The 20,705-nt window shown below is 65.3% G+C and carries 15 protein-coding genes, 2 tRNA genes and 2 rRNA genes; 6 read left to right on the top strand and 13 right to left on the bottom strand.

The genetic code is table 11. The features are described from left to right. Positions 1-386 precede the first annotated feature (386 nt). The 5 genes from VAE54_RS09920 to VAE54_RS09900 all read right to left on the bottom strand — a co-directional run bounded on the left by VAE54_RS09920 (position 387) and on the right by VAE54_RS09900 (position 7,220). Positions 387-2,177, bottom strand: coding sequence for an amylo-alpha-1,6-glucosidase (locus VAE54_RS09920; protein WP_322801802.1), 1,791 nt, complete (start codon positions 2,175-2,177; stop codon positions 387-389). Between the two features lie 128 nt (positions 2,178-2,305). Beyond that, complete coding sequence (locus VAE54_RS09915; RefSeq protein ID WP_322801801.1) at positions 2,306-3,364, bottom strand: type II secretion system F family protein; 1,059 nt, start codon at positions 3,362-3,364, stop codon at positions 2,306-2,308. Beyond that, positions 3,361-4,599, bottom strand: a complete 1,239-nt coding sequence (locus VAE54_RS09910; RefSeq protein ID WP_322801800.1) for a pilus assembly protein TadG-related protein — start codon at positions 4,597-4,599, stop codon at positions 3,361-3,363. Before VAE54_RS09910 ends, VAE54_RS09915 begins: the two co-directional genes overlap by 4 nt. A 97-nt stretch (positions 4,600-4,696) precedes the next feature. Beyond that, positions 4,697-5,440, bottom strand: coding sequence for a nicotinate-nicotinamide nucleotide adenylyltransferase (locus tag VAE54_RS09905; RefSeq protein ID WP_322801799.1), 744 nt, complete (start codon positions 5,438-5,440; stop codon positions 4,697-4,699). Between the two features lie 73 nt (positions 5,441-5,513). Beyond that, positions 5,514-7,220 carry an NAD(P)H-hydrate dehydratase gene (locus VAE54_RS09900; RefSeq protein WP_322801798.1) on the bottom strand — a complete coding sequence of 569 codons (1,707 nt, stop codon included), beginning with the start codon at positions 7,218-7,220 and terminating at the stop codon, positions 5,514-5,516. Between the two features lie 236 nt (positions 7,221-7,456). Between VAE54_RS09900 and VAE54_RS09895 the strand changes: the two genes are divergently transcribed. Continuing rightward, entirely contained in the window at positions 7,457-7,837 is a 381-nt protein-coding gene (locus tag VAE54_RS09895; protein ID WP_322801797.1) for an ASCH domain-containing protein, read from the top strand. 45 nt (positions 7,838-7,882) lie between these two features. Here VAE54_RS09895 and VAE54_RS09890 read toward each other — a convergent pair whose 3' ends face one another. From VAE54_RS09890 to rsmA, 7 genes are all read right to left on the bottom strand, one after another. Next, the gene (locus VAE54_RS09890; protein WP_322801796.1) at positions 7,883-9,802 is read right to left on the bottom strand and encodes a GNAT family N-acetyltransferase; all 1,920 of its coding nucleotides are present in this window, start codon (positions 9,800-9,802) and stop codon (positions 7,883-7,885) included. A 92-nt stretch (positions 9,803-9,894) separates the two neighbouring features. Next, positions 9,895-10,581 carry a DNA/RNA nuclease SfsA gene (gene sfsA / locus VAE54_RS09885; protein WP_322801795.1) on the bottom strand — a complete coding sequence of 229 codons (687 nt, stop codon included), beginning with the start codon at positions 10,579-10,581 and terminating at the stop codon, positions 9,895-9,897. 25 nt (positions 10,582-10,606) lie between these two features. Then, positions 10,607-11,683 carry a tRNA preQ1(34) S-adenosylmethionine ribosyltransferase-isomerase QueA gene (queA, locus tag VAE54_RS09880; protein ID WP_322801794.1) on the bottom strand — a complete coding sequence of 359 codons (1,077 nt, stop codon included), beginning with the start codon at positions 11,681-11,683 and terminating at the stop codon, positions 10,607-10,609. Next, a complete protein-coding gene (locus VAE54_RS09875; RefSeq protein WP_322801793.1) occupies positions 11,655-12,266 on the bottom strand; it encodes a DUF3109 family protein in 612 nt (203 codons plus the stop codon). The genes queA and VAE54_RS09875 overlap by 29 nt, the downstream gene beginning before the upstream one ends. Positions 12,267-12,429: 163 nt before the next feature. Then, positions 12,430-13,533, bottom strand: a complete 1,104-nt coding sequence (locus VAE54_RS09870) for an aminopeptidase (RefSeq protein WP_322801792.1) — start codon at positions 13,531-13,533, stop codon at positions 12,430-12,432. Positions 13,534-13,797: 264 nt separating this feature from the next. After that, a complete protein-coding gene (locus VAE54_RS09865; protein ID WP_322801791.1) occupies positions 13,798-14,556 on the bottom strand; it encodes a class I SAM-dependent methyltransferase in 759 nt (252 codons plus the stop codon). Positions 14,557-14,682: 126 nt separating this feature from the next. Further along, entirely contained in the window at positions 14,683-15,588 is a 906-nt protein-coding gene (rsmA, locus tag VAE54_RS09860; RefSeq protein WP_322801790.1) for a 16S rRNA (adenine(1518)-N(6)/adenine(1519)-N(6))-dimethyltransferase RsmA, read from the bottom strand. 349 nt (positions 15,589-15,937) lie between these two features. Here rsmA and VAE54_RS09855 point away from each other — a divergent pair, with 349 nt between their 5' ends. The 5 genes from VAE54_RS09855 (at position 15,938) to rrf (ending at position 20,334) form a co-directional block, all read left to right on the top strand. Then, entirely contained in the window at positions 15,938-16,429 is a 492-nt protein-coding gene (locus VAE54_RS09855) for a hypothetical protein (protein WP_322801789.1), read from the top strand. A gap of 290 nt (positions 16,430-16,719) precedes the next feature. Then, positions 16,720-16,793: transfer RNA gene (locus tag VAE54_RS09850), tRNA-Ile, on the top strand. A gap of 8 nt (positions 16,794-16,801) precedes the next feature. Beyond that, a tRNA-Ala gene (locus tag VAE54_RS09845) sits at positions 16,802-16,877 on the top strand. A gap of 243 nt (positions 16,878-17,120) precedes the next feature. After that, positions 17,121-20,139, top strand: a 23S ribosomal RNA gene (locus VAE54_RS09840). A 78-nt stretch (positions 20,140-20,217) separates the two neighbouring features. Further along, a 5S ribosomal RNA gene (rrf, locus tag VAE54_RS09835) occupies positions 20,218-20,334 on the top strand. A gap of 117 nt (positions 20,335-20,451) precedes the next feature. Here the strand turns inward: rrf and VAE54_RS09830 are convergent. Further along, on the bottom strand, positions 20,452-20,705 hold a 254-nt coding region (locus VAE54_RS09830; protein WP_322801788.1), incomplete at its 5' end, for a hypothetical protein.

The following is a 20,705-nucleotide window of genomic DNA, read 5'->3' as shown; positions in this document are numbered from 1 at the left end:
ATCCGAGGGCTTCGGCCGGAGGGGCACCCCCTGAATGCACAACGCCACACCCTTCCCTCTTAGAAGACGAGCAGAGCCTGTCCCTTGCTATATGAACCCCGTCGATCGCCGAGTTATCTATTCAAGATACCGGCCGGATCGCATCAAAAGTTGCGATATAAATAGTGAGAAATTTTATAACTATCCGATAAGTTAAAGATTTTATACCATGTGGATGCCTTGATCTCGAGGCTCCGACCTGGGCTTAGAGGAAGGGGTTCTTCTCGGGCGACGGCGCGGCGCGGAGAGGGCGAGAAAAAAGGGAAAGGGGCGGGCTGCCGGGCTTGCGTCGAGGGGAGAAGCGAGGGGGGGCTGGGGCCACCTTTGGTGGCCCCAGCCCCCTGGATCTATTGTTCTTCGCGGCTGGCCTCGATAGCCAGCTCGATGAACACAGCGGAGGTCCACCCGAAGATCGGAGCCGCCCGGGGCGGACGGGCTCCGGTTTCGGGATGATAATACTCGTAAAGATCCGGATGGCCCAGGGCCAGCTCCAGCGTTCGACGCCGCAGCTCCCGGGCCAGGTCGGCGTATCCGCATCGGAACAGCCCCTCGATGAACAGGCGGTTGATGTTCAGCCAGGTGGGGCCGCGCCACATCTGCTCTGGGTCGTAATGGGGATCGTCCATGGCCACCGTGGGGATGGGATAGCGCGGCCAGAAGGCGTGGGGATCCGTCAGATGTGCGATCAGGCGCTCCACCATCGCGGGGGGGAGCCGGCCGGTGAGCAGCGGGTAAAGGCTCAGCGGGGTCTTGATGCGGACCGGTGTTTCTCCCCGCAGGGGCCAGAACAGCCCGGCTTCTTCATCCCACATGGCCTCGATCATCCGGCGGGTCAGCGCCTCTGCCTCCGCCCGCCACCGCGCTGCATCCTCCCGCTCCCCGATCACCTCCGCGATGCGGGCCAGATGCTCCATCTGGATCACCAGATAGGTGTTCAGATCCGGCGACTCCACCGGAACCCCCTCGTCCCACACCGGGGAGTCATCCCATCCTGAGGAATACGGATGGTTATACTGACACAGGCCGTCCCGATCATCATCATTCCGCTCAAACCACCAGTTGTTCCATCGCACCAGCGGTTCGTAGATCTCATCCAGGAAATCCCGATCTCCACCCATCTCGTAGATTTTCCAGGCGGCCCAGGCCGTAATGGGAGGCTTGGTGACATCCGCGTCCACCGGGACGGGAAGATGAGTCACCCGCCCTTCGTCGTGGACGGCATCAGGCACCATCCCATCTTCTCGCTGGTGATCCAGAACGAGGCGGATCTGGTCTTCCGCCAGCTTCAGGTCCACGTAGCGATAAGCCAGGGCGTGGAAGCACGCATCCCACTGCCACACGCCCACATAGTGGATCTTGCTGGGGGTCATCCCCTCACGCGTCATGTAGTAGCGCGGGGAGATCAATCCGGCCCGCATCACCCACCAGGCATAGTAATACTGGGGCGCCAGATCTTCCCGGACGGGCGGGGCGGCGGCGAACCAGTCATGCCAGCGGGCCTCCGCCTCCAGAAAGACAGGGAGGGCCGGGTGGATGGACCGGTTGAACCCGAGGCGCGGGGTGATGTTGAGCAGGACCGCGGCATCGGGGGTCGGTTCGATGAGGAAGGTCACCCGGAACAGCCCGGGGCCGGCCGATTCGATCTGGTTGAGCCGCAGGCGGGCGTTGGTGGTGTAAGCCAGGTTGCGCACCCCCCGCAGGACCCCTCCCCGGCGGTCGGCCCGCGCGGTCTCCGCCTGGGCGATGAACTGGATCCCGATGGCCTCGGCAGGCAGGGCGATGTAAAGGGCCTCCGGATCATTGAAGGTCATCCCGATGGTGCCGCGGGGGGTGTGGAAGAACACGGCGTGGGGATAGGAGACGAAGGAGGCGGGGAGCGGCTCGCCGTCCGGGCCGAGGAACACCATGCGCTCCACGATCGGCCGGCGGTGGCGATAGTCCCCGAACTTCTCCTGTTGTTTCTCCCAGCGCTCCGCCAGCCTGATGAACAACCCCGGCACCCCGGGGCGCAGGTCCTCCGCGAACACCATCATGCGCGAGGACCGCTCGCTGAACGGCACGTGGTAGAGGTCCAGCCGGCCCTTCAGCAGGCGGCAGAACGGACTCCTCGGTTCCTCCCATCCGATGGGAAAGGCCATGGAGGGTCTCGCTCCGGGTCTGGATTCCTCAGGCCCTGTCTGTCCTCCCCCGGATTATAGAAGGCTGGAGATGGCGGTCAACTTTTCCCCGCCGGGGAAGAGTGGAATGCGGTGCCTAGGCGCCGCACTCACAGGCTCACCCGCATCATCCGTCGGATCACCAGGAGGCCCAGGAGCACCAGGAGGAGGATCAGGCCGAGCATGGCATAACCCGGGAGGCCGCTGGTGAAGAAGCGCATCATATAGCGTCGGTTGAGCGGGAAGAGGACCAGCCACAGGAACAGGGGAAGCACCGCCAGGATCTGGGCGCTGAGCCGATAGGAGGCGGTCATCACCCGGATCTCGTTCTGCAGGTGGACCCGCTCCCGGATCCGGGAGGCCACCCTTTCCAGGAACTCCGAAAGGTTCCCCCCTACCTGCTGGTGGATCTGGATCGCCGTGATGGCCAGCGAGAGGTCCTCGCTGGGCACCCGCTCCCGCATATGCTCCAGGGCCTCGGTGATTGAGAAACCCAGCCGGACCTCGATCAGGACCCGCCGGAACTCGTCGGCGATAGGGGAGGGGAGCTTCACGGCGATCTCCTCGATCGCTCGAACCATGCTTCCGCCTGCCCGCAGGACGCCGGCGATGAGAAAGAGGGCATCGGCCAGCTGAAGCTCCAGGCGGCGACGGCGGACATCGCGGCGGTGATGGAGGAACAGAAAAGGGAGCGCGCCCCCTGCCAGCGCCCCCAGCAGGGCAAAGCCATGGAGACGGTAGACCTGAAGCCCGATCCATGCGCCCAGCGCCGCCAGCCCCACCGTCAACCCCATCCACTCCAGGGGATGCCAGGGGAGATCGGCCTCGGCCAGCCGGCGGCGAAGCCCGCGCGTGATCCCGCGCTCCAGGTCCCGGAGCCGGCGTTCGAGGCCCTGGAGCACCGTCCGTCGTTCCCGGAGCCACGTTCGGACAGCCTGCAGGCGTTCCTCCAGCGGGCCCGGCCCGGTCTCCAGCCCCCATGCCTGCGAGGCGAAGGCGAGGAACGCTTCCTCCGGGTTCCCCTCAAGAGCCGGTGGAATGCGGTGCCTAGGCGCCGCACTCCCGAAGGGCGTCTCCTCCGGCTCTTCCTCCAGATCGAGCAGGATCCAGGCCAGCAGGAGGCCGATGAGGCTGAACCCGATCCCCACGATCAGCATGGTGCTCATCATCGCAGGAGCTCCACCTGTGCGGTGCCCGCCGGGCATACGGTGGGATCAAAAGTGAGTTGAAGAGATCCCCCCCTCCCATCCAGCGCCTTCCCGTAAACCGCGCCGCGATCGGACCATGCCTGGCCAATTGCGGAAAGCTTCACCGGCCCCCCGCGGGCCAGGATCAGGCCGACCCACTGGAAATCGGAGGTGGTGATGGTGATCGCCTGGCCGGCGACCAGCAAGGGGGCACCCCGCTGAGGGTCGTTCAGGGCGGGTTGGAGGACATATGGATTATCGGAATCATCCAGGATCAGCGATCGGGTGGCCGCCAGGGTAACCGTCGCCCGGATTTGGCCTCCTCCCCGACTGCGAAGAAGCTGCGCGTCCCCCTCCAGGTAATACAGGCCATCCTGCAGACGGACCCGCTGGGCGGTGATGCACTGACCGGGGACTGGGGGCACGGCTCCCCCTCGATGCGCATCGAGCTGGATCGGCCGGGTCGGATCCTGGGGCCGGATACAGTAGCGATCTCCTCCATAGGCGTTCCACAGGGAGCCGCCGGGGGCGAAGTCTTCCGGGGCATAGAGCGGAGGCAGGGGCTGGAAGGGAACCTGGATCCGCCCGTTCCCACATTGAACCGCGGGCCCGATGTTCGCCGTCGTTCCATACTCGCACGCCCCGCCGATGGTGCCTGCCCCCTGGAGGGTGAGGCTTGTCCCGGCGTGGACGCTGCCGTTGATGTTCAGAGGGGCGAACTGGGCGCGCAGATCGTTCTCCGCGAAGAGGGCATGGGCGCAGGCGGGGGCGGATCGATAGAGAGCCGTCGCCATCGCCCGGACCTCCATCGGATCGAAGCCGAAGACGCCGGCGAAGAAGGCGTCGAACCGGTTGATCACGGTGACCTGAACGCCCCGGGCGGCGGGCGGGATGCTCCCGGAGCCCACAGGTCCCAGGACCTGGCCGTTCTCGTCCACGTAGAACGCCTCGAAGGCATTGGGAGCGCCGTCCACGTTGAAAACACCATGGGCGTCGATCGCCTCCCGCATGGCGATCAGGAGATCCGTCTCGCTCCCGCCCTGACGCCGGATCTCCCACAGCCGTCGCGTGCCGGCGAGGGCGGCGGCGTCGGCGGCGTTCTGGGCCCGCCGCCGCTGCGCGTAGGCGTTGCCCCCATCGATGGCCAGCGCCAGCAGCGCCAGGAGCGCCGCGAACGCCAGCGCGATCAGCACCAGGGCCTGCCCCCTGTATTTCATCTCGCCCCTTACGGTTCAAGGGTCAGAATGTTCTGTCCTGTTGATCCTACACCGCCCGGCGGCTTGCCCTGATAGGACAAAAGTCCAGGGATTCGGATTATTCTATGAAGCGTTCCGGCCCCGGTTGCTCGCCTGGCCTGGTCAGCCAGGGGAGGATCTCGGGGGGGACCAGGGTGTCCACCGGCTCTCCCCGCGCCAGCCGCTGGCGGACCTCGGAGGAGGAAAGGGTCGCGAAAGCCGGGTCGAGGGTCAGGAAAGCGATCCGGGCTCGATAGGCTGCCCGCGATGGCGCCTGCAGGAAGGCTTCCAGGGAGGGACGATCCCAGGGCGGGCGGGGGGCGACCAGCAGGTGAGCGGTCTGGAAGAACGGCTCCAGGGCGGATTCCATCGGGATGTCCGGGTAATAGCGAGGATCGAACAGGCGGACCATCGTGTCGCCGCCCATGACGAAGAAGAGCTCTGGCCCTTCTCCCACGTTCTCCCGCAGGGCCTGGGCTTTCTCGAAGAACCGGGCGCGGTTGCAGAGGGCCACGCTCCACCCTGGGCGCGCCCGGGCGATCGCCTGTAACATCGCCAGGCGCTCCGGTAACGGGAACCCGGAGAGGGGCTTCTCCACATGGGTGATGGCGAGCAGGAGCACGTTTTCTTCCAGCTGGAAGGCTTCCCGGGCGGCCTCCAGCAGGGCGAGATGGGCTCGGGTGGGCGGATTGAAAGAGGCGGATAAGATCCCGATGCGTCGCGCCCCGGGACCCGCGCGATGGACCCAGCGCCATTGGGGCGGAGCCTGGGGGTCCAGGCCCTCCAGCTCCGGCGTTCGAGGGTGAGCCCTATCCCTTTGCACGGGGAAGCGCCTCTCCACTGGCTCGGAGAACCGGTTCGGGCGACCGCGGTGGCAGCCCGAGGGCTCTCTTCTCTCAAAAGGAACGCGATTCCGCTCCGCTCAGCGCGCGAAGGGCGCTGGGGAGCCGGGGGACCAGATCCCCCGCGGTCACGCCGGCCGCCCCGATCTCCTGGCGCGCCCGTTCCCCCGCGAGGCCGTGGAGATAGGCGCCCAGCGCGGCGGCCTCAAACGGCGCCATCCCCTGGGCCCGCAATCCCGCGATCGCCCCTGCGAGCACATCCCCCGTTCCCGCGGTGGCCATAGCGGGATTCGCAAAGGGCATCACCAGCGCCCGTCCATCGGGGGCGGCCACCACCGTGAATGCCCCTTTGAGCACCACCACGTGGCCCCAGGCCTGTGCGAACTGTCGCGCGATCCCCAGGCGGTCTTGCTCGATGGCCGCTTTCTCCAGCCCGGTCAGCCGGGCCATCTCGCCGGGATGGGGGGTGAGGATCGCCGGGCCGGGCAGGCGGGCCGCCCAGTCTTTCGCCTGAGCGAGGGCGTTCAATCCATCCGCGTCCACGATCAGCGGGGGCCAGGCAAAGGAAGGTGCCGCCGGCTTTGTCGTTTCCTCTTCTTCAATATGAAAACCGATGCGCCCCCGCCGGATGGCCCGCTCCAGTCCGAACATCCCATGCACGAAGGCGATGGCCTCTTTCTCCTGGGTCAGCCCTGGGCCCAGGACCATCGCGGCGTAGCCTTCGACAGCCCGGGCCAGGACCTCCACGGCGTCGGGGATCAGGACGCCGAGCTCATCCGGCAGCAGGATGTAGGTGATCTCGGTGGTTTTCGCCGCCAGGACGGGATAAATCGCGCGGGGGATGGCCAGGGTCACCCAGCCTGCGCCGACCCGCGCCGCCGCCTGAGCGGCCAGCCAGGGCGCGCCGGGGTAGGGGGTGGAGCCGGCGACCACCGCCACTTTCCCGAACGTGTTTTTATGGGCGTCCGAGGGACGGGGTGGACACCACGCCCGGGCCGTGGCCGCGTCCATCACTTCGAAAGCGCCTTCCGGCACCCACTTGGCCTCGATCCCGATATCGGCCACCACCAGCTCGCCGACGGCATGGGCGGCCGGGAACCGGAAATGTCCGACCTTCGGATGAGCGAAGGTCACCGTGAGATCCGCGTGGAACGCATGGGGATCCAGCTCCCCGGTGTCGTAGTTCATCCCGGTCGGTCCGTCCACCGCCACCAGCCAGGGCTCCGGCGGCGTCCGCGGAGGCCATGCGTCCGGGATCAGGGGGGAACCCGGGGCGAAGAACGAAGCCGGCCACGGCCGTCGATCGCTCACTTCCGCCCGCACGATCTGCAGCATGCGGAGGAGATCCCCTTCCAGAGGCCGCGTGGTCCCTGTCCCCAGCAGGGCATCAATGATCACCGCAGCGCTTCGGACCCAGAGGCGCAGCACTCGCCACGTGCGGTCGTCCGCTGCCTGGGCGATAAAGCAGCCGGCCGCCTTCGCCGCCTGGAAGACCGGATCGGTTTCCTCACGGGGCTTCAGCAGATAGCAGGCCACCTCCGCCCCGGCCTCCTTCAGGAAGCGGGCGGCGGTCAGGCCATCGCCGCCGTTGTTTCCAGGGCCCACCAGCACCAGGATGCGTCGGCCCTGAACGGACATCCGTCGCATGATCTCAGAGGCCACGGCGCGGCCGGCCCGCTCCATCATCCGCGCATAGGTGTGGCCGGCCGCATCCGCGGCCGCTTCGGCCTGGCGCATCTGAGCCACCGTCAGCACGTTCATCGCTCCAGCTCCTGAACGGTCGGATGCTTTCCCCTTTTCCCGGTGATCTCCGGGAGGAATCCGCCTGAGGATGTTCGGGCGGGGCGCCCTCGGCGATCCCCTTGCCCCGGGAGGGGCTTCCCCTCCTCCTTCGATCCAGAGGGCGATGCCTGGCCTCCCCGATCCGAGCCATTTCTATTCCTGACTATCGTAAAATATACCCGAAAGCCGCGGGAAGGGATGCCAGGAGGATCGAGATGCGCCCGGAGCTGGGCTTGATCGTGCAGGAGCCCTACGCGACCTACATCGTCTCCGGCGAGAAGACCTGGGAGATCCGCCGGTATCCCACCCATATCCGGGGGCGCATTGGGATCGTCAGCCATCGGGGATGGATCGGGACCGCCGTGCTCACCGAGGTCCGGGGCCCTGTTCCGGTGGAGGCGCTCCGGCGGAAGTTCGCCCAGCACCGGGCGGATCCGGAGTTTCTGGAGACCTACGCGCGGGGCCGGCCCCTCTACATCTGGGTGCTCACGGACCCGCAGCGCTTCCCGGAGCCGATCCCGATTCACCGCCCGCGCGGGCCGGTGGTCTGGATCCGGCTGGAGGAGGCGCTGGCGGAAAGAACGCGGAAGCGGTAGGGGGAGCCCGGAGGCCGTTTCCCTGGACCATGGTCGGATCGCCGCTCATTTCCCCCGGGCGGACACCCGGAACAGACCGTAACCGGTGATCAGGGTGAGATCGGGTTCCAGGCCCTGGATGACCTCCGGGCGATGGGTGGCGGCGATGAGGGTGATGCCGTGCTGGCGGCAGAGGGCGGCCACCTTGCGGGCCACCCGCAACGCCATCTGGGGATCCAGGTGGGCGGCGAACTCATCGATCAGCAGGAGATTCGGCCGCCGGGCTAAGAGATAGGCGATGCGAGCGCGCTCCTTCTGCCCCGTGGATAGCTCGGAGAAGCGCGCGCGATAAAGCACCGCATCGGCGATCCCGGCGACGTTCAGGACCTCGATCGCCAGCACCTCATCCTCGGTGAGGCGGTAAAGCGCCTCCAGGATCGTCTCCTCGTTGAACTCGGGCTCGACCTCGCCCGGCAGATAGGCCGCGGCCTGCACGTTCTCCGGCATCTCGATGCGGCCGAACTGCACCCGATACAGCGGATCCCGCCGCCCGGTCGCGGCGCCGTAAAGCAGGCGCAACAGCGTGGTTTTCCCCGCCCCGGAAGCGCCGATCAGCGCCACGATCTGCCGTGGGTGGATGGTCAGCGAGACGTCCTTCAAGACGATCTTCTGGATGGTCCGCTCGTGGACTCCGAAGGCCTCGAGGATCTCCTGGAGCGGCGGGGCCATCCCGCTCAGGCTCAGCGTGTTTTCGTAACGGTAGGTGACATGGTGCAGGCGGATCGGCCCCGCCAGCGGCTCGACGGATCGGAAAGCCGGGCGATACAGCTTCCCCTGATGGACGCGCGCGACCGGATCGGTTTCATAAAATCGTTCCAGGTAAGGGATCGCTTCCTCCGCCAGCGGATACACCAGCACCGGACGGCCGGAGGCGGTGTCCCCGAGGTAACGGAATCCGGCCCGTTCCATGAACGGGTTGTAGCGCGCCATCTGGGCGATGGTCTCCAGAACGACCTTGGGCCGGCGCATCTCCGGGATGCGTCGCTCCCGGATCCAGGCGATGGCTGCTCGCAGGGCCAGTTGCCCCAGGCCCTCTGCCCGGTAATCCGGATGGACCACCACGCGGGCCAGGCGGGCCCCCCGGGTGTTACAGGTTCGCAGGGCGATCTCCTGGGATTCCCACCACAGGTCAAAAGGGGAAAGATCCGGCCGCTCCCGTTTCAGCGCTTCCTCCAGCCGCTCCGGCCAGAACGAGGGTTCGAACCAATCGGCCGGGAAAACCGCCTGCCGCAGGTTGGGTTGAATCGTGCCATCCGGGAGGCGGCGGTGCATCATCGGGATCGGCGGGTCGATCCGCACATACCCGATGTAGAGCGGCTCGTAGGGGGCGCGATCCTCCAGGAGCAACACCAGGAAACGGGAGGCGCGGGTGGCGTCTTTCAGGTCGCCGAAACGCATGGGGCGGCGGCAGCGCGGGCAGAGCGGCCGGGCGTTGGCTTCCGTCCATGTCCGATCCTCCGGGCACCACCAGCGGGCCAGGATCTCCGCCTCTGAAGCGTAGTGATGCTGCTCCAGATCGACGATCGCCTCGAAATCCGATTCCAGACCGGCCTCCCGGGCGAGCACGGTGTAGCGATAAAGGGGTGTCGGAGCGAGCGGGGAGGAGCGCTCCAGGGTGAACCGTTCCTGGTAGAAGGGCCAGACCAGGACAGCCTCTCCATCCACGATGCGCCATAGCGTGTAGGCATCAAAGGTGAGCGCCCGCGGATCCACCTGCTCCTCCAGGGCCACCCGGACCTCCTCGCCGGGCTGAAACCACTGGGCCACGGTCCCCGTCATCGGCAGGCGAAGCCGCCCGGCCTCCCCCTCTACTTCCAGCATCCCGAACCAGCGATACCGGAAGCGATCCATCCAGACATGGAGGACCCGATAAGGCCTCGCTTCTTTCCACCGCTCGGAAGGTGCGGATGCGCACGGCTCAGTCACGGGGGTCTTCCTCCAGGATGGAAGAACGGGCCCGGGCATCCCCTCTCACGCCACCGGGCGGCATGGGAAGCGTGGGAATCGTTGCCCGGCGGCTACAGAAGCACCGGGATGGGATCGGCCAGGCGGATCTCCTCCAGGGAGACGGCGCAACGATAAGCCAGGACCTGAACACCGTGGGCCGTAGCGGCTCGCAGGATCCGCCCGAAATCCGGATCCGCGGGATCGTGCGGCCGAAACGCCCGCACGTCCGGCCGCTGCACGATGAAGAGCACAAAGGTCGGAACGCCGTTCGCCCGCGCGCCCATCAGCGCGGCCACATGTCGGCGCCCTCGCGCCGTTGGCGCGTCCGGGAACAGGCCGACGCCGTCTTCCACCAGGGTCACGCTTTTCACTTCCAGATAGGCGATGCCGCCGGGGCCTGAGAGACGGAAATCCACCCGGACCTCCCCCAGGGGGACCTCCGCCTCCAGGGCGGTGTAGGATCCGAAAGGCGGAAGCTCTCCCCGCTCCCAGGCCTCCCGGAACAGGAGATTGGGCACCCGGGCATCGGCGGACACCAGCGTCCCATCCGGCAGGCCCACCACCTGGAGGTCATAACCGGTTCGTCGCTGGCCTTCCCGTCGAGCCACCCATATGGGGTAGCCGGGGACCAGGAGTTCATGGAGGCGCCCGGAATTCGGGAGATGGGCCTGCACCCGTCGCCGCCCCAGGCGCACTTCCACGGCAAATCGGTTCAAACGACGCAGAAAAACCCCGGGAATCAGCGGCGGCCAGCGCATCGTGTCGGGTTTTGCCAGGCGGAGATCAGAGGATCAGCATGGCGTCCCCCAATGAATAGAAGCGATAGCCTTCCGCGATCGCCACCCGATAGGCCTCCCGCATCCGTTCATAGCCCATGAAGGCGGCTATTAGCAGCAGCAGCGTGGAACGCGGCAGATGGAAGTTGGTGATCAGGGCATCCACCGCCCGGAATTCAAAGCCGGGGTAGATGAAAAGATCCGTTTCCCCTTCGAAAGGCCCCACCATCTGCCACGGGCAAACGGCCTCCGGGGAACATCCCAGCCCGTAGCGGGCGGCGGTCTCCAGAACGCGCACCACGGTGGTGCCCACCGCAATGATCCGGCCCCCTTCCAGCCGTGTCCGGTTGATGAGCGCAGCGGTGTCCGCCGACAGGGAGCACCATTCCCGGTGCAGCTTGTGTTCCCGCACATCGGAAGCCTCAATCGGGCGGAAGGTGTCCAGGCTGATGTGGAGCGTGACGAAGGCGAAGCGGACACCGTGATCTCGCAGGCGGGCGAGGAGCTCCGGGGTGAAATGCAGCCCCGCCGTGGGCGCGGCGACCGAGCCGGGGACCCGAGCGTAGACGGTCTGATAGCGCTCCGGATCATGGAGCGGCCGCCGGATATAGGGTGGGAGAGGGATCACCCCCAGCCGCTCCAGCCATCCCTCTGGGGGAGCGGAAAAGCGGAGCAGGCGGAGCGGCCCCTCGCCCTCGGCCTCCACTTCCGCATAAAGATCCACAGGCTGAGGGCCGGAGAGCAGCTGGAGGCGCGTTCCGGGGCGGATATGACGCCCCCGCACCATTGCCCACCATCGCTCCGGATCCACCCGTCGTACCAGCAGCAGTTCCACCCGTCCTCCGGTCGGCTTCACCGCGAACAGACGCGCCGGGATCACCCGCGTGTCGTTGAACACCAGCAGATCCCCGGGGCGCAGGTAGTCGACGATCTCCCGGAAGATCCGGTGCTCGATTTGCCCCGTCGCCCGGTGCACCACCATCAACCGCGCGGCGTCCCGCGGCTCCACCGGGGACTGGGCGATCCGATCCGGAGGCAGTTCGTAATCATAGGCTTCAAGGCTCAGGAGATCCTTCCGCTCCATAGCGGATCCGGTATAGCTCCAGGAGGGTTTGGAAGCCCTCTTCCCCCAGCGCCCATTTCACTTCCTGGTCAAAGACCATAAACAGAGGCCGCGCCTCATCCGCAGGCTGCTGGCAGGAGGCCTCCGCGTAGAGCTCGTTCTCATCATCCAGGATCAGCTGGCCTTCCCATAACGTAAGCGGATAGAGGGCGCAGTGAAGGGGCTTCAAGGCCCAGGGATGCAGACCGGCCTCCATGGCGGCCGCCTGCAGGCCGCAGCGTCCATCGTCCAGCAGGAAAATACAGGACTGGCCGGCCGGATGAATCGGGTTCTCGATGACCGTGGTGCCCACCCAGTAACCCGCCGGCGGCGTGTCATCCCACTCCGGCTCGCCATCGAACCACCGGGTCTCGTCATGCCGATCCGGCGGCAACACCTTTTTGACCAGCTCCGCATGGCGGAGGATCTCGTCGCGTTGCTCCACCCGCACCCACACGCCGTAAGCGCAGCAGCGGCCCCGGCAGTAAGCAGGGCCACATCGCTGGACCGGCCGTGGTTCCAGCAAACGGGGATCCACCCGAATCCCACGGATCTCGATCTCCATGGATCCCCTCCGATCAACGAAGCTCTGCCGAACAGGGGATTCGGGGAAGGCGAAGGCTTCCCTTAACGGATTCCTGGCGTTGCGTCCCTGCCCTCGAGTTCGGGCAGTCCGGATAGCCCTCTACGCCAGAGCCTGAGCTGGAGATTCGCAGGGCCTCCCCGGGCTATCGGATCAAGAACTGTCCATCCCGGTAGAGCACTTCCCCGTCGACCACGATCTCCCCCTCCTTCAGATCGCAGATCATATCCCAGTGGATCGCGGACTGATTTGCCCCGCCGGTCTCGGGATAGGCAGCTCCCAGGGCCAGGTGGAAAGTCCCTCCCAGCTTCTCATCGAAGAGGATGTTGCGGGTGAACCGGCGGATGGCGAAGTTCGTGCCGATGCCCAGCTCGCCCAGCCGCCGGGCGCCCTCATCGGTCTCCAGCATCCGATGCAGAAACGCCTCGTTCTTCTTCGCCGTGGCTTTCACCACCTTCCCGCCCTCAAAGACCAGCTCCACTCCATCGACCTCCCGGCCGCTGTAAAGGGCGGGGTAGGTGAAGCGCACCCAGCCCTCGGTGACGCTCTCCTCCGGTCCGGTGAAGATCTCCCCATCTGGGAAGTTGTGGCGACCGTCGGCGCTGATGAAAACCCGACCCTCGATCCCAAGCACCAGATCCGCATGCGGGCCGCGGATGTGGATCCGCCGGCGCCCTTTCAACCATTCCACCAGCCGTTCCTGAAAAGCCGCCTGCTCCCGCCAGCGGGCCACCGGGTCTTCGTCGTTCAACCATCCCGCCTCATACACGAATTCCTCGAACTCCTGGAGGCTCATCTCGGCCTCCTGGGCATACGCCTCGGTGGGATACAGGGTGACAACCCAGCGCAATTCCCCCCGAGCGGCCCGTTCCATATACGTGCGCGTGAGGTCCCGCCGTGCCGCGGAGAATTTGGCCTGCTTGGCGGGATCCACATTGCTCAGAGAGCGGGTGTTGGTTTCGCTCAGCACGCTGATCAGCGCGTCGAAGGTCTCAATGACCAGGCGATCGATCGGTGAAACGAACGTTAATTGGGGCTCCTCCGCCACCCGGTAGAAGATCTCCGTTGCCCCGGGCAGGGAGACCAGCAGATGGGGATGCCCGCCCTTCTCGAGCACCCGGCGGTAGATGGTGAGCAGGAGGGGAGCGGCGGCCGGGGTGCCCCGGATGGCCACCTTATCCCCGGTCTTCACCTCCGTCGCATAGTCCACCAGCACCTGCGCCCACTTCTCCAGACGGGGATCGCTCATGGCGCACCTCAAGGATAGAGATTTCGCCAGCGGAGCCGGGCCCACCGGGCCTGTGGCGCCTGGCCCCATCCCGGAGGCCCAGCTTCCCGAAGGGTTTATCAGAGGAATTATAGCGCGGGTGAGGGGATGGAATGGGAGGATCGCGCTTCGCTCCAGACCGGTGGGAAACCGGATGGACGAGATGCCTTCCGCGCCTGTCTGTCTTTACTGGACCCTATAGCCACTTCGGGCCTGGGGGGAGCGGATCCGGTATCCGGGTGGGGCTCATGGAATCCGGCGGGCGACGATCAGCATCTGAGGGCTATCCTCCTGATAGGGGGCCAGCTCGTAGGTGCCGAACATCTCCTCCAGGGCGAAGCCGCAGCTTTCCAGCAACAGTCGGAGCTCCCCCGGCCACAGGAAGCGCATCCGGCTCGGGAACGCCCAACGGCGCCATGTTCCATCCGCGCGGCGTTCCTCCATTAGGATGAGGAGTTCCAGGCGCTGGGCGGCGGCATCCACCCGCCGCGCCTCCAGCCAGAGCAGAAGGGTTCCGGTCTCCGGATCCTCGTGCCAGCTGCGCGCGTAAAGCTGACCGTTTTCCTCCAGCAGGGCGGCATCGGGATTCAGGCAATCCAGCAAGAGGAGCCCTCCGGGCTCCAGCGCCCCATGCAGACGCTGAAGAACCGCCCGCTGGGCCTCCAGGGAGTCGAAGTGCAGAAACGTGTTCAGGGGGATGAAGGCCATCGGGTGAGGCCCCGGGGGGATCTCCTGCGTCGCATCCCCCTGGATCCAGGTGATGCGATCGGCCACCCCCGCGCGTTCCGCACGAGCCCGGGCCCGGGCCAGCATCGCGGCCGAGGCGTCCAGGCCAACCACCCGGAACCCGGCCGCCGCCAGGGGGATGGTTAACCGGCCGGTGCCGCATCCCACCTCCAGCAGCGGCGATCCTGCGCGCTCCGCATAACCCTGATAAAAGGGGAGATCCTCCAGGAAATCCCCGAAGAAGCGATCGTAGAATTCCGCAAACGCCTCGTAGTTCATGGTCCGCCCCCACAGGCATCCCTCACCGGAGACATCTTGGAGACATCTTTTCCATACGCTCTACGCTTTTTTTGCCTTTGCTCCCCGACATGCCGTTATACATTGCCTGTATCCGCCTGGTGGTTTTCAGGGATTGAGAGCGGCGGGGTGATCCTCCCCGTCGGTCGGTGGCGGAGCCCTGAGCGTGCGAAGCGCTGCGCTGAGCCTCGCCCATTCCTCCAGCGATAGGGTCTCCGCCCGTCGAGCGGGATCGATCCCCGCTTCCGCCAGTGCCCTCCGGACGAGATCGCCCGGGATCCCCAGGTTGTGGCTCAGGGCGTTGTGCAGCTGCTTGCGCCGCTGGCTGAACCCTGCCCGCACCACCTCGAAGAACCAGTCAGGGTCCCCCAGGTCCACAGCAGGTTGCTCGTAGGGCTCGATGACCACCACCGCGGAATCGACCTCCGGCCGGGGCCAGAAGGCGCCCGCTTTAATCCGATCCACCACCTGAGGACGACCGTAGACCTGCACGCTCACCGCCAGCAGGCTCATCTCCCCCGGCCTGGCCGTGATCCGCCGGGCCACCTCCAGCTGAACCGTGAGGACGATCCGGCGGGGCTTGAGCGGAGCCTCCATCAGATGGCGGAGGATGGGTGAAGTGATGGAGTAGGGGATGTTGCCGATCGCGCGATACGGATGGCCATGAACCAGGGCGGCGGGATCGAGCCTCAGGATATCCCCGCGAACGATCGTGACATGGGGGAAGGGGGCCAGAACCTCGCGGAGCAACGGCATGAACTGTTCGTCGATCTCCACAGCCACCACATGGTCGGCCCGCAGAGCCAGGTGGCGGGTGAGGGTGCCCGGGCCTGCCCCGATCTCCAGCGCCCATTCCCCGGGCTCCAGCCCGGCCGCCTCCGCGATCCGGGCCAGGATCCGCTCATCGATCAGGAAATGCTGCCCGAGTCCCTTGCGAGGCCGGATGCCGCGGGCTTTCAGGTAATGTGGCCATGGAATCGAAGACAGCGTCGAACTGTGGGAACGATCGCTCAACGGCAACCCGTCCTTTCCAGGTGGATGACGGAGACAGCGCAGCGGCCTCCCCATGGGGCTTTGGAAGATGGCCCACCCCCCACCTCCCTTCCGTGGCCGGGGGTCGAGGCCGCTCGGTTTCTCGATCCAGGCCAGCCGCGCGCCCTATCTGAATCTATGCCTGGAATCGCCCGGATCACAAGTCCACGCTGGGGATTCCACCGAGCTGGAGAGCGGGGAGTCTGGCCTCACCGCAGATCTTCCCCGCTTCAGGACGACGGGTGCTCTCCAGCAAAGGCGGGTGTTCCCATCGTGTTCACAGTCACAACATAACTTCTAAATGGTTCCATTCCCGAATCCGGGGATGGCGATGACGACGTCGGGCGCATCTTCCCCTTCGTGGAAGCCGTGGGCCCTGATCGGGGGACTTCTGGTGCTTCCCCTATGCTTGTGTAGGTTCTGCCTCGTCAGCGGCCTGGGAGCCACGGCGCTGGGCATGATCGGCTTGGGCGGTCTGGTGATGGCCGAGGCCCGGCCGGCTCAGGAGGCGGCGGAGGGGTTCCTCTCCGCCCTCCGGGATGGACAATGGGAGGCCGCCTATGCCCGGTGCACGACGTCGTTCCAGAGGGAGCTGGGCAGGCCTGAGGAGCTGGCCCAGCAGGATGGAGGCGAGCGCCGGCCGGCCTCGTGGTCGTTCTCCCGCTGGAGCGTGAAGACCGAGAACGGGATCAAACGCGCAGAGCTGGGAGGCACCCTGACGGTGGCGAGCGGCGAGAGGCTGGGGTTTTCCCTCGAGCTTCGCGCGCGATCCACCGGATCGGACGAAGTCTGGGAGGTCCATGCTTTCACGTTCCATGATTGAGCCCCTGCCTCATTCAAAACGGCAGGCCCACACATTCTGGGGCTTTGAAGATCCCGGAGGGGGGTTCGTCCTCATGAATCCAATGAGGGCCGGCCATGCCGGGCGGCAGGCCGCACCCCGCGGGGCGGTGCAGGGGGCTTTTGCCCCCTGCCGGGGGGCTGCGGGGGGTGTCCCCCCACCTTCTCCCTCCTCCTGTCTGTTCAAAAAGCCCTAAAGCCCTGCGCACCCCGGTGGGCATCTTGACAGAGACAGCCTTCGGCGTATAAAATCATATGCGCCGCAGGAGATGTGGGCCTGTAGCTCAGGCGGTCAGAGCACTCCCCTGATAAGGGAGGGGTCCCTGGTTCGAGTCCAGGCAGGCCCACCTGGGGTGGGGATGTAGCTCAGATGGGAGAGCGCCTCCTTTGCACGGAGGAGGTCACGGGTTCGAGTCCCGTCATCTCCACCATTCCTTGACATAGGAAAAGGGCTCCGTTATAATAAAAACCCGCGGGATGGAGGCTGACGCCCGAAGCCGGGCGGGGAGTCCGGAGGCGGGAGCCAGCGGCCATCCGCTGGCGGGCCGGAGAGGAGGAATGGCTCGTCAAGGGGACCGGGTGGGATTCCGCCCGGGATGCACCTTAACAACCGAACAGAGCGTGAGATGACGAAGGCAACGCGGGCAGCTCGGGAAACGGGTTCTCCGCGTCACGTGTAAGCGAGTAAGGGCATGCGGTGGATGCCTTGGCGCCAGGGGCCGATGAAGGGCGCGGCACACTGCGAAAAGCCTCGGGGAGCCGTGTGCGGGCGTTATGACCCGGGGGTGCCCGAATGGGGAAACCCGCCTGGGGTGAACCCCAGGCATCCGCGGCTGAATCCATAGGCCGCGGAGGGGCACGGGGGGAACTGAAACATCTTAGTACCCCCAGGAAAAGAAATCAACCGAGATTCCCCAAGTAGTGGCGAGCGAACGGGGAAGAGCCTAAACCCACAGGGTGTCCAAGCCCGAGGGCGTTGCCCTGTGGGGGTCGTGGGACCCATCCGGGGGCGGCCTCGGACGCCTCAGGGAGTTACCAAGCCTTGGCCTAGCCGAAGCGGTCTGGAAAGGCCCGCCATAGAGGGTGATAGCCCCGTAGGCGAAAGGTCGAAGGCCTCCCGGGGATGGGATCCCGAGTACCACGGCCCACGGGGAAGGTCGTGGGAAGCAGGGGGGACCACCCTCCAAGGCTAAATACCCCTGGCGACCGATAGCGCACCAGTACCGTGAGGGAAAGGTGAAAAGAACCCCGGTGAGGGGAGTGAAATAGAACCTGAAACCGCATGCCTACAAGCGGTCCGAGGGCTATGGCCCCTTCGGGGGCAATGCCTGAGGGCGTGCCTTTTGGAGAATGAGCCGGCGAGTTACTCTCGGTGGCGAAGGCTAAGGGGGTCACACCCGGAGCCGGAGCGAAAGCGAGTCCGAACAGGGCGTTCCGTCGCCGGGAGTAGACGCGAAACCGGGTGAGCTACCCATGGCCAGGGTGAAGCGGGGCTAATCCCCCGTGGAGGCCCGAACCCATCACCAGTGCAAAGGTGTGGGATGAGCTGTGGGTAGGGGTGATATGCCAATCGAACCCGGAGATAGCTCGTTCTCCCCGAAATAGCTTTAGGGCTAGCCTCACGCGGTCCGTGGCGGAGGTAGAGCACTGGTAGGGCTAGGGGCGTTATGCTACCGAACCCTGTCAAACTCCGAATGCCGCCACGTGCAGCGTGGGAGTCGGACCGTGGGGGATAACCTCCATGGTCGAGAGGGGAACAACCCAGACCGCCTGCTAAGGCCCCCAAGTCCGGGCTCAGTGGGAAAGGATGTGGGGCTGCTATGACAGCCAGGAGGTTGGCTTAGAAGCAGCCATCCTTTAAAGAGTGCGTAACAGCTCACTGGTCGAGCGGCCCTGCGCCGAAAATGTAACGGGGCTTAAGCCCGGCGCCGAAGCAGCGGGTTCCCGTGTCGATGAGGCGCGGGAGCGGTAGGGGAGCGTTCCGCACGCGTGGAAGCGCGACCGTGAGGACGCGTGGAGCGTGCGGAAGTGAGAATGCCGGCACGAGTAGCGGAAGACGCGTGAGAACCGCGTCCGCCGAAGGCCTAAGGTTTCCGACGCAAGGTCGATCCGCGTCGGGTTAGGCGGGACCTAAGGCGAGGCCGAAAGGCGTAGCCGATGGACAGCCGGTTAATATTCCGGCCCCACCCGGGTGGAGCGAAGGGGGGACGCAGGAGGGTAGGCCAGCCGGCCGCTGGCTGTGCCGGTGCCAAGTCCTTAGGGCGATGAGGGCGGTAGGCAAATCCGCCGCCGGAGCCTGAGGGATGATGGCGAGCCGGGGAAACCCGGCGGAAGTGGTCGAGCCCACACTGCCGAGAAAAGCCTCTAAGCGTTGAAGCCCGGGTGCCCGTACCGCAAACCGACACCGGTAGGCTGGCGTAAGCGCGCCAAGGCGGACGGGAGAACCCTCCTCAGGGAACTCGGCAAACTGGCCCCGTAACTTCGGGAGAAGGGGTGCCTCGCGTAGGGTGAGGCCTTCGGGCCGAGCCCGAGGAGGCCGCAGTGAACAGGCCCTGGCGACTGGTTACCTAAACCACAGGTCTCTGCTAACCCGTAAGGGGATGTATAGGGGCCGACGCCTGCCCAGTGCCGGAAGGTTAAGGGGAGGGGTGACCCGGCTTCGGCCGGTGTAGCCCTGAACTGAAGCCCCGGTGAACGGCGGCCGTAACTATAACGGTCCTAAGGTAGCGAGATTCCTTGTCGGGTAAGTTCCGACCTGCACGAATGGCGTAACGATCCTGCGACTGTCGTAACAACCCGCCCGGCGAACTTGTGGTCCCGGTGAAGACGCCGGGTGCCCGCCACTAGACGGAAAGACCCCGTGCACCTTTACTGCACCCTATCAATGAATTATGGGGCGGTCTGCGCAGCATAGGTGGGAGGCTTTGAAGCCGGGCTCTCGGGCTCGGTGGAGCCGCCGTTGAGATACCACCCTGATCGTTCTGTGATTCTAACCTAGCCCCGTGATCCGGGGCAGGGACATTGGTAGGCGGGTAGTTTGACTGGGGCGGTCGCCTCCTAAACGGTAACGGAGGCGCCCAAAGCTTGGTTCAGGAGGTTTGGAAATCCTTCGTCGAGTGCAATGGCATAAACCAGGCTGACTGCGAGACCTACAAGTCAAGCAGGTGCGAAAGCAGGGCATAGTGATCCGGTGGTTCTGTATGGAAGGGCCATCGCTCAACGGATAAAAGGTACGCCGGGGATAACAGGCTGATCGGAGCCAAGAGTCCACATCGACGCTCCGGTTTGGCACCTCGATGTCGGCTCATCGCATCCTGGGGGTGGAGAAGCTCCCAAGGGTTAGGCTGTTCGCCTATTAAAGCGGTACGTGAGCTGGGTTCAGAACGTCGCGAGACAGTTCGGTCCCTATCTGTGGTGGGCGTAGGAGATTTGAGGGGGCCTGTCCTTAGTACGAGAGGACCGGGATGGACGAACCTCTTGTGTTCCAGTTGTCACGCCAGTGGCACAGCTGGGTAGCGAAGTTCGGTTAGGATAAGCGCTGAATGCATATAAGTGCGAAGCCTGCCTCAAGATGAGATCTCCCAACCGTAAGGTAACAAGGGCCCTGGAAGACGACCAGGTTGATAGGCCAGATGTGTAAGTGCAGCAATGTACTCAGCTTACTGGTACTAATAGCCCGTTCGGCTTGACCATAAGATTTTCTCCGTACATCAAGCCAACTCTTGATCTTGTCATTTACCCGTCAATATCCAGAATTCAACTCAACGAATTTTGGGTGACCACAGCGAGGGGGTCCCACCCGTTCCCATCCCGAACACGGCAGTTAAGCCCCTCAGCCCCGATGGTACTGCATGCGCGAGTGTGTGGGAGAGTAGGACGTTGCCCGATTAACAAAAAAGCCCCGGTAGTTGCCCGGGGCTTTTGCTGTTTTGAATCAATTCTCACCCAGCTTGGCCGGCGCGACAATGTCGCTGGTGCGTGCCGTCGCAAATTCGCAAACAGCCGTCAGAAATGGATTCTTGCCGCGTATTGCAGTTCCCGGCCGCGGTTGGCCTGGGACGTAATTCGGCCGAACAGCGAACTGGTCACCGAGGTGGACGGATTGCTCCACATGATGCTGTTCGTCAGATTATAAGCTTCCATCCGGAATTCCAGCTTGAACCGTTCGGTGAGCCGGAAGCTTTTCGACAGCGTCGTATCGAAGTTCCAGCGTCCCGGACCGCGCAATCCGTCATATTGCTTGGGGTTGGTCCGGCGAG

The sequence above is a fragment of the Thermoflexus sp. genome (assembly GCF_034432235.1).
GTDB lineage: Bacteria > Chloroflexota > Anaerolineae > Thermoflexales > Thermoflexaceae > Thermoflexus.
The sequence above is the reverse complement of the archived record's forward strand: the minus strand, read 5'-3'. Positions and strand labels throughout refer to the sequence as shown.

What these genes read in the sequence shown, in the direction of transcription:
- VAE54_RS09915 (WP_322801801.1), bottom strand. Translation starts at nt 3,364, where the DNA reads ATGATGAGCACCATGCTGATCGTGGGGATCGGGTTCAGCCTCATCGGC.
- VAE54_RS09875 (WP_322801793.1), bottom strand. Translation starts at nt 12,266, where the DNA reads ATGGAGATCGAGATCCGTGGGATTCGGGTGGATCCCCGTTTGCTGGAA.
- VAE54_RS09855 (WP_322801789.1), top strand. Translation starts at nt 15,938, where the DNA reads ATGACGACGTCGGGCGCATCTTCCCCTTCGTGGAAGCCGTGGGCCCTG.
- queA (WP_322801794.1), bottom strand. Translation starts at nt 11,683, where the DNA reads ATGGAGCGGAAGGATCTCCTGAGCCTTGAAGCCTATGATTACGAACTG.
- VAE54_RS09895 (WP_322801797.1), top strand. Translation starts at nt 7,457, where the DNA reads ATGCGCCCGGAGCTGGGCTTGATCGTGCAGGAGCCCTACGCGACCTAC.
- VAE54_RS09900 (WP_322801798.1), bottom strand. Translation starts at nt 7,220, where the DNA reads ATGAACGTGCTGACGGTGGCTCAGATGCGCCAGGCCGAAGCGGCCGCG.
- VAE54_RS09920 (WP_322801802.1), bottom strand. Translation starts at nt 2,177, where the DNA reads ATGGCCTTTCCCATCGGATGGGAGGAACCGAGGAGTCCGTTCTGCCGC.
- VAE54_RS09910 (WP_322801800.1), bottom strand. Translation starts at nt 4,599, where the DNA reads ATGAAATACAGGGGGCAGGCCCTGGTGCTGATCGCGCTGGCGTTCGCG.
- VAE54_RS09870 (WP_322801792.1), bottom strand. Translation starts at nt 13,533, where the DNA reads ATGAGCGATCCCCGTCTGGAGAAGTGGGCGCAGGTGCTGGTGGACTAT.
- sfsA (WP_322801795.1), bottom strand. Translation starts at nt 10,581, where the DNA reads ATGCGCTGGCCGCCGCTGATTCCCGGGGTTTTTCTGCGTCGTTTGAAC.
- VAE54_RS09865 (WP_322801791.1), bottom strand. Translation starts at nt 14,556, where the DNA reads ATGAACTACGAGGCGTTTGCGGAATTCTACGATCGCTTCTTCGGGGAT.